Here is a 12,050-nt window from a genome sequence, read left to right as displayed (position 1 = left end):
CCGGCGTTGACAGTCGCGCAACCGCTTGCACTAATGTGCTTCAAGGCCCCATGGTGGGCCAGGGCGAAGGAGCACGGTGGCAGCGACGATCAGGGATGTGGCACGGGCGTCGGGAGTGCACGTCTCGACGGTGTCCCGCACCTTCTCCGCGCCACACCTGGTGAACGCCGAGACCCGCAACCGCGTGCTCGCCGTCGCCGAGGAGCTCGGCTACCGGCCCAACCGTGCCGCCCGGGCGCTCACCACCGGCAGGACCCACAACATCGGCCTCATCGTCGCCGACATCTCCAACCCGTTCTTCCCGCCTCTGATCAAGTCCGCCCAGGCACAGGCCAGAGCCCGCGACTACCACGTGTTCGTGGCCGACACCGACGAGGACCCGCTGGTCGAGGAGGAGCTGATCCAGACGCTCGCCAAGCAGGTCGACGGGGTCCTGCTCTGCAGTCCCAGGTTGTCCAACCGGGTCATAGAGCGCCTCCGCGCCGACGTGCCGTTCGTGGTCGTGAACCGCAGGGTGAGAGGCATGCCGACGATCCTGATGGACGTCGGCCAGGGCGCCCGCCTCGCGATCGAGCACCTGATGCGGCTCGGCCACCGCAGGATCGCCCTGCTTCTGGGGCCGGCCGGCTCGTGGACCAGCGGTGAGATGCGCGCCGCCGCGACCGCGACGGACGGCGTCGAGCTGGTGATCCTCGGCCCGAACGCGCCCACCGAGCAGGGCGGCCTCGCCGTCGCCGCCGAGGTGATCTCCGCCGGGGTGACGGGCGTGCTCGCCTACAACGACCTGGTGGCGATCGGCCTCATCGAGGGCCTGTACGAACGCGGCGTACGCGTCCCGGACGAGGTCAGCGTGGTCGGCGTCGACGACATCGTTCCCGGGCGGCTGAACCGCCCCAAACTGACCACCGTGGCCATGCCCACGGCCGCCGCCGGGCGGATGGCCGTGGACCTGCTGCTGCAGTCGTTCGACGCCGGCGCCACCCCCACCCTGGCCACCCTGGACACCAGCCTGGTCGTCCGTGAATCCACCGGAGAGGCACGCAAATGAGCTTCGGAACCACCCCGTCGGGCGAGCGAGTCGAGCGGCACGTGCTGTCGAACGGGCCGATGCGCGCCGCGATCCTCAGCTACGGGGCGATCCTGCAGTCGCTGGAGGTCTCCGGCGTCAACGTGGTCCTCGGCTACGACGACCTCGACGACTACCTGACGCGCAGCCGCTACTTCGGCGCGGTGGTCGGCCGGTACGGCAACCGCATCGCGGGCGGACGCTTCACCCTCGACGGCCGCGACCACGAGCTGCCGATCAACAACGGCCCCAACAGCCTGCACGGCGGGCCGCACGGCTTCGACACCCGGGTCTGGCGGATCACCCACGCCTCGGACACCGCCGTGACCCTGGAGTACGTGAGCCCGGACGGCGAGGAGGGCTACCCCGGCACGCTCACCGTCGCGGTCACCTACACGCTGACCGCCGACGCGATCCGGATGGACTATCGCGCGGCCACCGACGCGCCGACCGTGCTGAACCTCACCAACCACTCCTACTTCAACCTCGCCGGGGGCGGCGACGTCCTCAAGCACGTGGTCCGTATCGACGCCGACCACTACCTGCCGGTCGACGCCACGCAGATCCCGACCGGGGAGATCGCCCCGGTCGCCGGGACCCCGTTCGACTTCACCTCGCCGCGCGAGATCGGCGAGCGGATCGCCGACCCGCTGCTCGGGGACGGCTACGACCACTGCTACGTCCTGCGCGGTGGCATGGAGGTCCGCGAACCCGCGGGCGGGCTCACGATGGAGGTCACCACCACCGAGCCGGGCGTGCAGTTCTACACGGGCAACTTCCTGGACGGCGTCGCCACCGCGTACGCGAAGCACGCGGGCCTGTGCCTGGAGACCCAGCACTTCCCCGACTCGCCCAACCAGCCCGGCTTCCCCTCGGTGGTCCTGCGTCCCGGCGAGCGGTTCGAGTCCACCACCACCTACCGCTTCACCTGACGGCACCGGGACCTCCGGAAGAATTTCCGGGGGTCCGGGCAGGGAGGTCCTTCCGAGGGTTCGGGACCCATGTCCCGCCGGGCTCCTCGGCGGGCCGGAAAGGGGAGGGCGAGGCTCGCGGTGCGGGGTCTGCCCCGCTCAGGCCTTGGCCGCGGCGCTCTCGCCGCTGAAGGCCGCGACGGCTCCCAGGCCGAGATAGACGAAGCCGCTGGTGACGTCCAGGCGGCGGCGGGCACGGGCCGAGCGGCGCAGGCGGCCCGCCAGGGCCGAGGAGAGCAGGGCGAAGGCGCCGTCGCTCGCGATACCGAGCACCGTCCAGATCAGGCCGAGCAGCACGATCTGCGGGGCGATCGGTCCGGCCTGCGGGTCGACGAACTGCGGCAGGAAGGCGAGGAAGAAGATCGCGGTCTTCGGATTGAGCACGTTGACCACGAAGCCCTCCCAGAACATCCGGGACCTCGTCGCCGTCTTCGGTTCGAAGGAGCCCTCCCCGTTCGAGCGGGTCATGAGCTTGCGCACGCCCAGCCAGACGAGGTAGGCGGCACCGAGATACTTGACGATCATGAATCCGGTCGACGAGGCCGCGAGCAGGGCACTGACGCCCAGGGCGGCGGCGGCCACGTGGACCAGCGAGCCGAGGTGGATGCCGAGCACCGATATCAGTCCGGCGGACCGGCCCTGGGCGACACTGCGGGTCACGATGTAGAGGACCGCGGGTCCCGGTACGAGCAGCAGGGCGAGGGTCGCGGCGGCGAAGAGCGCGAGTGTGGACAAATCCGGCATAGCCGGATCGTAGAGGCATCGACTTCCCCGGCGCCTCGCATTTTCACCGTCGGTCGGTTCCGCGCGGACCCCGCCCGGAGCAGACCGTTGTTCAGTTCCGCACGGACCCCGCCCGAAGCAGGTAGCCCAGCAGGACGGCCGTACCGGCCAGAGCCTGGACGGCGAGGAACCCCACGAGGGAGGAGGGTTGGAGACCCAGGGCGAGCGTCAGCGGCAGGCACCCGAGCACCGCGAGATCCACGCCGGTCAAACCCCAGATGAGCGGGCCTGTCGGTATCGCCCCTCCTCCCGTCTCGATGACCGGCATGGAGTGGTCGATCGGGTTCCGGCGGGCCATCCGCAACCCTCCGGCGGCCAGCGCGGGGGCCGCGAGCGGTCCGAAAAGCCACCACGGGCCCGTCCCGAGCGCGCCCGTCAGGGACATGAAGGCGAGGGCGACGGTCAGCCAGCCGCCGCCCAGCAGCGCCGGCAACAGCGACCTGGCGGCCAGAGCCGCGCGGGCGCCGACCCCGAGGAGCCGGGCCAGAGCCGGATTGTCGCCGTCGCGGCGCGCGCCCGAGATGCCCGTCGTCGCGGCGGTCAGCGCCCCGGCGAACACGACTCCCGTCACGACCGTGCCGACCTCACCGGCCGCGAGCGCCGCCAGCGCGGGGAGCGCCGTCCCCCCGAGCAGGGCGGCCAGACGGCCCGGGCGCCGCCCCAGGCGACGCCAGTCCTGCCAGGCCAGGGCGAACGGTGCGGGCAGCGGCGGCCAGGGGCGCGAGCGCAGGGTGCGCCCCCGCCAGTGGTTGTCCTCGGCGATCCAGGTCAGGGCCGACGGGTCCATGCCGACGGCGGCGGTGCCCACGTGGCCCGCCCGGGTGGAGGCGGAGAGCACGGTCCGCGCCGGAATCCCGGCCAGGGCCGACCACGCACGCCACCCGAGCAGGGCGGCCGACACGGCGGCGAGGGCGGCCACCACCGCGCCGTGCGACGCGGGCACGTTCGCGATCTCGGCCACGAAGCGCCGCGTCGGGCCGCTCGCCGCCGACAGCGCCGTCACCGCGGCCAGCAGGGCGGTCACCACGACGACCGCGTTCAGCCACGGCTGCCAGCTCTGCGACGACTGGGCGAGTACGGTCAGCGCCACGCCGCCCACACTCGCCGAGACCCCCAGGATCACCGCTGTGGCCAGCCGCAGCGCGAGCAGGTCCGGCGCGCCGAGGACGGCGAGCGCACCCACCCCGAGCGCGACCCCGGCCAGGACGGACCCCACCAGGAGAATCGTCGCCGTCCGGCCCAGCACGCCACGGCGGTGCAGCGGGGACAACAGCAGCCAGGCGGCGTCGGCGGCCGACAGCGCGACGGGACCGATCGCGCGGGCGGCGAGGAGAAGGCCGGCGTAGGCGAGCATGACCAGGGCGAGGCCGGCTCCGGCTCGCCACGGGTCCACCTGCCGGGAGAGCGAGGCGAGCGCGGAGGAGAACGGCTGGGCCAGCACCACGAGCAGCATCGCGAGGCCGAACAGCCGCACGTAGCGGTCCAGCCAGCTCATGGGGGCGCCGCGGCGCGCTCCGACGAAGGCGCGGACGCTCCGGACCGTGGCCGTGCCCTGGTCCACGTCCACACCCGGCGCCGTGTTCGCAACCGTGTCCACGCCTCGTTCCGCGTTCGCGTATGGCGCCGTGTTCATGTCGTGGTCCGCGTTCACGATCGGCTCGTCGCCTGTCCGGCCTGCAGCACGACCTGGCGGGCCCGGGTGTTCTCGGCGAGCCGGTGGTCGTGGGTCGCCATGACCACCGTGCCGCCGGCGCCCGCGTAGTCCGTGAGGACCGTGGCCAGGCGCTCGCGGAACGCCTCGTCGAGCCCGCGCTCCGGCTCGTCCAGGAGTAGCAGCCTGCTCGGCCTGAGCAGGGCGGCCGCGAGTGAGAGCCGCTGCCGCTGGCCGGTGGAGAGGGCCTGCGGCGACGCGTCGGCCCGCTCCCGGAGGTCGAACGACTCCAGCGCCGCCTCGACCTCCAGCCGGGCCGGAGCGTGGACGGCGTACGTCAGCTCCAGGTGCTCGCGTACCGTCAGCCCCGGATACCAGGCCGGTTCGTCCCCGACCAGGGCGACGTCACGCCAGAAGCCGGCGTCGTCCCTCGGCGGGCCGCCCAGGACGCGCAACGCGCCGGAGGGCGTGGGGTGCAGCCCCGCCAGGCAGCGCAGCAGCGTCGATTTTCCCGCGCCGTTCGCGCCGATCACGGCGATGACCTCGCCGGGGGCCGCCGTCAGGCCGATGTCGCGGAGCACGGGGTTGCCGCCGAGTTCCACGCTGAGACCGCTCACCGTGATGATCGCTGTGGACACCGTTCGAGCCTAGCCACTGCCGACTCCGCGCGGGCAGGCCGTCGTGACCCGTGGCGGCCTGCCCGCGCGTTCGGCCGGGGATCGATCACGGGTGGCTACGGGGACCCACCGCCGCCCCCGCCGCCACCGAGGTCACCGAGGTGAGGGCGCTGAGCAGGGCGGTGGTGGCCGGGGGGTCGGGGGGCTCGCCGTAGGTGGCGGCGTAGACGTGGCGGGTCGAGCCGGGAAGCTCGGTCGTGGTGATCTTCGGATGCCGGTGGGCGTGCAGGGCGAGTCCCGGCAGGGCGCTCACCCCCACCCCGGCGGCGACGAGGGCCTGGACGGCGACGACGTCGTCGGTGGTGAAGGCGATCTCCGGCTCGAAGCCCGCCCTGGCGCACAGCTCCAGCAGGTGACTGCGGCACCGGTCGCAGCCGCCGATCCACCGGGAGTCGCGGTACGAGATCAGCTCGCCGACCGGACCGGAGGTGATGAGGTAGCTGGGATCGTCCAGCAGGGGGAGCAGCCGGATCCCGTCGGCCTCGGGGGCGGTGTCGTCGTAGCGGAAGATGACCGCCACGTCCACGTATCCGGCCTTGAGCATGCGCAGCGCGTCGGGAGGCTCGGTCTCGGTCAGCCGCAGCTCCAGGCCGGGGTGCGTCCCGGCGAGGGCGGCGGCGGCCTCGGGCACGAAGGTCCCCAGGGCGGAGGGGAAGGCCGCGAGCCTGACCCGTCCGGCGCGCAGGCCCACGTGTGCCGACAGCTCGGCGGACGCGGAGTCGAGACGGCCGATGATCTCGATGGCCCGTTCGGCGAGCAGGCGGCCCGCCTCGGTCAGCCGGATGCCCCGGCCGGCCCGCTGGATCAGCTTGGCTCCGGTCTCGGCCTCAAGCTTCGCGAGATGGTGGCTCACCGACGGCTGGGAGTAGTGCAACTCCCTCGCCGCCGCGGTCACCGAGCCGTGCCGGGACACCGAGGCGAGGACACGAAGCCGCACGATATCGAGCATGTATCAACTTTATCTATGAATACGGGGAAAGATAGGCATTAGACGTTATGTATCCCTCCTGCGCATCCTTGAGGCATGACAACCTTGACGCTCACCCGCCCGGGCCTGGCCGAGTTGGTCGCGGGGGTCCGGGAACTCGCCGACCCGTCCGCCGACCCTCGGGCGACGGCCTTCGCCGTGGCGGCGCTGCTGCGTGAACGGCTGCCGTCCCCCGAGATCCTCACCGAGGAGGAGCGCCTCGGCGACCCCGACCACTACGTCGGCCACACCCTGCACACCGAGGACGCCTTCTCGGTCGTGGCCGTGGTCTGGCGGCCGGGACAGAAGACCGTGATCCACGACCACATCGCGTGGTGCGTGTTCGGTGTGCTGCAGGGCGTGGAGTACGAGACCCTCTACCGCGACCACGGCGACCACCTCACCGAGATCGGCAGGACCGCCAACCAGACCGGCGAGGTGAGCGGTTTCGCCCCGCCCGGTGACATCCACCGCGTCCACAACACGGGCGACGAGACGGCCATCTCGCTTCACGTCTACGGTGCCGACCTCGGCGACGCCCCCACCAGCGTCCGCCGCGTCTACGACCTGCCCGTCCGCTGAACGAATCCCGCGTTCCTCTTCTTCCGGGGAACGGGGTGATGGATCCGGGGGAATCCCGGTGGCCCTCCTCGCTGAGCGGGTGACGGGCGCGCGTGAATCCCGCCTCCCCTGCCGGTGAACGGGGTGACGGATCCGGCGCAGGGACCGCTGTCGCTTATTTCTCGACTTCGGGCTTCCCGTCCGGGTGCAGGCTCTTCCTGATGGCGTCCAGACGGGCGGCGCCCTCGGCGTCGATGGCGGCGCGCTCGACCTCGATCATGCGGGCCTCGACGGACCCCGAGGTCAGCTCGGCCTCACCCAGGGCACGGGCGTAGCGCTTCTCGATCTTGTCGCGGACCTCGTCCATGGTGGGGGTGTCGCCGGCCGGGGTGAGGCCCGACAGATCGGCCATCGCCCTGTTGAGCTCCTCCTGCACCTTGGCCTGGTCGAGCTGGGAGAGCAGGCGCATCCGCTCGGCGATCTTCTTCTGCAGGGCCATCGCGTTGGTCTCGACCGCGGCACGTGCCTGGGCCGAGGCTCCCGCTGCCCGTTCGTGCGCCAACCGCGACTCCTGCTGCGCGCCCTCGGCCGCCACCAGGCGCGAGGCGAAGGCGCGGGCCGAGTCCTCGTACGACAGTGCCTTGCTCTCGTCGCCCGCGGCCCGGCTCTGCTCGGCGAGCAGGAGGGCCTGGCGGGCGTTGGCCTGGAGCCGCTCGGTCTCCTCCACCGAACGGGCGAGCCTCATCTCCAGCTCACGCTCGTTTCCGATCACCGCCGCGGCCTGCTGGCTCAGCCGCCGGTGCTGCTCCTTGGCCTCCGCGATGGCCTGCTCGATCTGGACCCGGGGGTCGGACAGCTCGTCCAGCCGCCCGGAGAGGGCGAAGACCAGGTAGCGCCAGGCCCGACGGATGACCTTGAACATGGGGGACTCCTTATCGATCCAGCGCGTCGCGCGTGATCTGTTCGGTTTCGTGGAGGCCCTGGCGGACTCCTTCGAGGGTGTCGGCGAGCTCGTCCAGCACCCGCAGTGGCTCCAGCGGCCCGTTCGTCGACACCGCGGACAGCTCCACCAGCCGGGCGAGGAGCCCTTCGATGCCGATCGCGCTCGACTCCATCCTGGCGAGCACCCGCTGCCGGGTCGCGGAGAGCCGCTCGACGACGGCCCGCTGGGAGTCCAGAGAGGCGAGGGCACGGTCGAGGTCCTCGGCCAGGCCGGGCCCCGCCTCCTGCCGGGCCCGCGCCAGCCTGGCCCGCTCGTGCCCGAGCATCTCCAGGTCGAACCTGGCCAGCGCGGTGCCGGTGAGCGAGGCCTGCTCGGCCAGTCGCTCCAGCGTTGCCGTCGAGTCGTCCACCTGGGGACGCATCAGCGCGACCCTTTCGGCGAGCGGGCCGCGCTCCATCGAGGCGCTCAGCTCGCCGAACCCGTGCGCGGCGGATCCGGCCCGGGTGAGCCAGTACTCCTCCTGGCTGCCGGGGGTGACGGCGGGCCGGTCGCGGTCCCCGCGCTCCGACAACGCCGAGATCCCGGCCTTGGTCAGCCAGACGACGACACCGACGAACCCCGCGGCGATCGGGTGCACGCTGACGGCCCACGCGGCGCCGCCGGCGGTCGCGCCCAGCAACAGCCCCCACGGGTCCTTGAGTTCGTCGACGAAGCGTGCCATCAGAAGTTGGATACCACCGCGGTGAACACCTGGTCGATACTTCCCGGCTCGCGAGAGTCGTACGCGGCGGCGGCGGTCGCCTCGGAGATCTGCTTCAGCACGTCGAGGTCGGCGTCCTGGCCGTAGGCGATGGTGAACATCCGCACCGTCTCCTGACCGGCCTCGGTACGCAGGTCGGGCAGCAGGTTCTCCAAAGAGAGGCTCTCGGGGTCCTCGTTCTTGCCGTCGGTCAGGAAGACCACCGCGTTGATCGCGTCACCGCCGCGTAGCTTGCGCACCCGCTCGTGGGCGGCGAGCGCGGTGTCGTACAGGCCGGTGCCGCCGTCGGGGGTGAGGCCCTCGAGCCTGGCGCGCAGCTTCTCGCGCTGGGCCTTGTCGACGGCGGAGAGCGGGGCCAGTTCCAGGTGGTCCTTGTCGCCGTCACGCTTGGTGGAGAACATCCACAGCCCGACCTTGTCGTGCGCGGCGAACTGGGGCAGCGAGTTGATCGCGGCCTGCTTGGCGAGGTCGAGCTTGCTCTTGCCGGTTCCGGGCACGGTGGCGCCCATCGAGCCGGAGACGTCGATGACGATGAGGACGTTCGCGGGCTTGCGCAGGTCGGCCCAGCCGGTGAGCACCTTGTCGAGCACGTTCGGCGCGGGTGGGCTGAGGGTCGTCCTCGGCTCGGCGGGCAGCAGCCCGTTCGCCTGGGTGATCAGCTTGCCCGGCTTGCCCTCGTGGGAGCGGAAGGCGAACTCGGCGAACCGGTCCTGCTGCTCGGGGGCCTGCAGGTGGGCGAGGAAGTCGGCCGCCACCGCCCGCTTGGCGTCGTCGACCCACGGGGCGCTCAGCACCGCGTACGGGTTGTCGGAGTAGAGCGTGCCCTCCTTGGGATAGATCGCCGCGAGCGGCACCTTGGGCTTGGCGTGCTTGCCCAGCGTCGCGGGGTCACCGGTCGGGTTGCCCTGGTTGTAGTCCCAGACCGACTTCTCCTCCACCGCGACCGCGGAGATGTAGCTCAGGCCCGCACCCGCGTCGTCGGCCCGCTGCAGGTTGGACAGGAACGTCAGCGTCGTGTCGCCGTAGTGCACGATCGAACGTTCCACGTCCCGGACGAAGTCCCTGGTCCTGGCGTCGGCCACGTTCTTCTCCGACAGGTCGCCCGACAGGCCGGTCGCCGCGAAGTAGGCGCCGATCGTGGCGTTCAGGCCGCTGGTGGAGAAGTTGGGGTTGGTCTTGCCGAGCTTGAAACTCCCCCACTCGGGGTGGTCGTACTTCGCCCACGATCCGGCCGACACGGCGAGCACGTCGGACCAGCCGAGCTTCTTGTCCGGCCAGCCCAGCGCCTGGGCCATCGGCATGGGCATCGCGACGACCAGCGGCGTCTTGGCGATCGACGGGTTGTCGGCGGCGACGAGGGAGGCGGAGTCGTTTCCGGTGGCGCGCTGCTGGAGCAGGGTGATCCAGCCGCTGCTGGCGGGCGACCACACGTCGGGGCGGGGGCCGTCCTGGCGTTCGTCCCAGCCCCTGGCCAGCGCCTGCATCGCGCCGCCGCTCGCCTTGGTCTCGATGACGACGTCGGCGCAGCGCCCCTGCACGGTCTTGCCGTTGTAGTCGGAGGCGATCGTCCGAAGCAGCTCGGCCTTCTCCGACGAGGCGGCGACGGTGAGGGTGACGCCGTCGTCGCACGCCGTGGACTGCTCGCCGGTCTTCGGCGCCTCCGACGTCCCTGACGACCCTGACGCCCCCGACCTTCCGGGTTCGTTTCCGCCGACGAAGATCCGCAGGGCGACGATCAGAGCTCCGGCGAGAATGATCGCGACGATGAACGGCGCGAAGTTCCTACGCCGGCGCTGCGGTTGCTGGTACAACCCTGCCTCCTGGGGGGATGTCTGTACTTATCCGACGAACGAACCGCCCCGAGAGTTCTCCGCGACCGGAGTTCGTCGCGGGCGCGGCAGCGGGCAGGGGGAGGGAACGCTCCGCGACCGGAGACGCGAGCCCCGGAGAAACAGGGGTGCCCGTACGCCAAGGGCACTCCCGGTAAGCACCGGAAGTGCCCGATGGATGTCGGCCGCCGGACCGCCGCGGAGGCGTACAGCCTGTCAGATCGCGACGGAGGCGTACAGCCTGTCAGACCGCCGCGGAGGCGTACTCCTGGAGGAAGAGCGCCTCGGCGGTGGCGGTGCGGCGCAGCTCCTCGATGTTCACCCGCTCGTTGGGGGCGTGGATCGCCGCGTCGTCGTCCTCGGCGCCGAAGAGCAGGATCGTGGCGGCGGGGAACTGCCTGACGAAGGTGGAGACGAGCGGGATCGAGCCACCGGCGCCGACGTCGCGCGGGGGGCGGCCGAAGGCGCGCTCCATGGCCCGGTTCAGCGCGGAGCGGGCCGCGCCACCGGTGTCGGCGAGGTAGCCGGAGCCCATGGTGTAGTCGCCGACCTCCACCTGGACACCCCAGGGGGCGACCTGCCGCAGGAAGTCGACGACGGCCTCGACGGTCGTCTTCGGGTCGCCGGCCGGGGGAACCCGCACGGTCACCCGGGCCCTCGCGACGGCTTGCACCGCGTTGATCGCACCGGAGACCGTCGGCACGTCCAGGCCGGTGACCGTGATCGCGTACGAGGCCCACAGGCGGTCGGCGAGCGAGCCGGAACCGATCGTGGAGACGCCGTCGAGCACGCCCGCGGTGACGCGGAACTCCTCCTCCGACGGGCCCGAGCCGAGGAAGCTGCCGCGAGGCAGGCCGGGCACGCGGATGTCGCCGTGGTCGTCGTGCAGGGCGGCGAGCATCCGGATCAGCGCGGCGAGTGCGTCGGGGGCGGCGCCGCCGAACGAGCCGCTGTGCAGCGACTCCTTGAGGGTGCGCACCTCGACGGTGAAGGCGCCGGTGCCGCGCAGCGAGGTCGTCACCGCGGGGTCGCCGACGCGGGGGTTGCCGGTGTCGGCGACCACGATCGCGTCGGCGCGGAACAGCTCGGGGTTCTGCTCGACGAAGGCCTCCAGGCGCTCGCCCGCGTACTCCTCCTGGCCCTCGACGATGACCTTGACGCCGACCGGGAACCGCCCCTGGAAGGCGCGGAGCGCCGCGACGTGGGAGATGACGCCCGACTTGTCGTCGGCCGCGCCACGGCCGTAGATCGCGCCGTCGATCTCCGTCGGCTCGAAGGGCGGGGTGCGCCAGAGTGCGAGGTCGCCGGTGGGCTGCACGTCGTAGTGCGCGTACAGGAGCACGGTCGGCGCACCGGGCGGGGCGGGGGCCTCGGCGTAGACGGCGGGGTAACTGCCCTCGACGGGGATCTGCCGGACGTGCGGCAGGCCGGTGCTGCGCAGCAGTTCCTCGGTCACGGCGGCGGCCGCGTGCACGGGCTCCTCGGGGTGGCCGGGAAAGGCCACCGAGGGGATGGAGACGAGCCGCTTGAGGTCGGCCACCGCCTGGGGCAGGCCGGTGGCGACGGCGTTCTCGATCTCGTCAGGAGTCACGACTTTCCCCCGCATCTCAATATCTGGTGCGTCCTATTGGATCACAGCCGTGAGTACGGCCGCTCTCGCGCACGATTCCAGCACATCAGGGTTCCGCCAAGTGGAACCGGGGTTTGGGTAATGATCGGCCCGTCATCTCATCTGATCGCGGATTTCGTCGTTGTTACATGACGGTTTTGCGGATTCCGAGGTTCTCGCACTTTAATGCCACGTTTTCACTTGGCAAGCGCTGTTCTGGCAGGCAGACTGTT

The 12,050-nt window shown here is 71.6% G+C and carries 11 protein-coding genes; 3 read left to right on the top strand and 8 right to left on the bottom strand.

Annotated elements, in window-relative coordinates; genetic code table 11:
* The first annotated feature begins 76 nt into the window (after positions 1 to 76).
* Both ACFY3V_RS14805 and ACFY3V_RS14800 read left to right on the top strand, forming a co-directional pair.
* Entirely contained in the window at positions 77 to 1,048 is a 972-nt protein-coding gene (locus ACFY3V_RS14805) for a LacI family DNA-binding transcriptional regulator (protein ID WP_350946563.1), read from the top strand.
* Positions 1,045 to 1,998, top strand: coding sequence for an aldose epimerase family protein (locus ACFY3V_RS14800; protein WP_389773523.1), 954 nt, complete (start codon positions 1,045 to 1,047; stop codon positions 1,996 to 1,998). Before ACFY3V_RS14805 ends, ACFY3V_RS14800 begins: the two co-directional genes overlap by 4 nt.
* A 138-nt stretch (positions 1,999 to 2,136) precedes the next feature.
* On the opposite strand, the gene ACFY3V_RS14795 is transcribed toward ACFY3V_RS14800, so the two are convergent.
* The 4 genes from ACFY3V_RS14795 to ACFY3V_RS14780 form a co-directional block, all read right to left on the bottom strand.
* Positions 2,137 to 2,781 carry a LysE family translocator gene (locus ACFY3V_RS14795; RefSeq protein WP_389773520.1) on the bottom strand — a complete coding sequence of 215 codons (645 nt, stop codon included), beginning with the start codon at positions 2,779 to 2,781 and terminating at the stop codon, positions 2,137 to 2,139.
* Positions 2,782 to 2,872: 91 nt separating this feature from the next.
* Positions 2,873 to 4,417, bottom strand: a complete 1,545-nt coding sequence (locus ACFY3V_RS14790) for a DUF6297 family protein (protein ID WP_389773517.1) — start codon at positions 4,415 to 4,417, stop codon at positions 2,873 to 2,875.
* Positions 4,418 to 4,467: 50 nt separating this feature from the next.
* Positions 4,468 to 5,109, bottom strand: a complete 642-nt coding sequence (gene ccmA / locus ACFY3V_RS14785; protein ID WP_389773514.1) for a heme ABC exporter ATP-binding protein CcmA — start codon at positions 5,107 to 5,109, stop codon at positions 4,468 to 4,470.
* An 85-nt stretch (positions 5,110 to 5,194) separates the two neighbouring features.
* Entirely contained in the window at positions 5,195 to 6,097 is a 903-nt protein-coding gene (locus ACFY3V_RS14780) for a LysR family transcriptional regulator (protein ID WP_389773511.1), read from the bottom strand.
* Positions 6,098 to 6,172: 75 nt separating this feature from the next.
* Between ACFY3V_RS14780 and ACFY3V_RS14775 the strand changes: the two genes are divergently transcribed.
* Positions 6,173 to 6,697: a cysteine dioxygenase family protein gene (locus tag ACFY3V_RS14775; RefSeq protein ID WP_362905156.1), complete on the top strand. Its 525-nt coding sequence runs from the start codon at positions 6,173 to 6,175 to the stop codon at positions 6,695 to 6,697.
* A gap of 154 nt (positions 6,698 to 6,851) precedes the next feature.
* Here ACFY3V_RS14775 and ACFY3V_RS14770 read toward each other — a convergent pair whose 3' ends face one another.
* From ACFY3V_RS14770 to ACFY3V_RS14755, 4 genes are all read right to left on the bottom strand, one after another.
* Positions 6,852 to 7,598, bottom strand: coding sequence for a PspA/IM30 family protein (locus ACFY3V_RS14770; protein WP_350946571.1), 747 nt, complete (start codon positions 7,596 to 7,598; stop codon positions 6,852 to 6,854).
* A 10-nt stretch (positions 7,599 to 7,608) separates the two neighbouring features.
* Entirely contained in the window at positions 7,609 to 8,340 is a 732-nt protein-coding gene (locus ACFY3V_RS14765; protein ID WP_389773505.1) for a hypothetical protein, read from the bottom strand.
* Positions 8,340 to 10,190, bottom strand: coding sequence for a substrate-binding and VWA domain-containing protein (locus ACFY3V_RS14760; RefSeq protein ID WP_389773501.1), 1,851 nt, complete (start codon positions 10,188 to 10,190; stop codon positions 8,340 to 8,342). Before ACFY3V_RS14760 ends, ACFY3V_RS14765 begins: the two co-directional genes overlap by 1 nt.
* A gap of 262 nt (positions 10,191 to 10,452) precedes the next feature.
* Positions 10,453 to 11,799, bottom strand: a complete 1,347-nt coding sequence (locus tag ACFY3V_RS14755; RefSeq protein ID WP_362905151.1) for a M20/M25/M40 family metallo-hydrolase — start codon at positions 11,797 to 11,799, stop codon at positions 10,453 to 10,455.
* Between the last annotated feature and the right edge of the window lie 251 nt (positions 11,800 to 12,050).

It is taken from the genome of Streptosporangium sp. NPDC000095 (assembly GCF_042899335.1).
Classification (GTDB): Bacteria; Actinomycetota; Actinomycetes; order Streptosporangiales; family Streptosporangiaceae; genus Streptosporangium.
The sequence above is the reverse complement of the archived record's forward strand: the minus strand, read 5'-3'. Positions and strand labels throughout refer to the sequence as shown.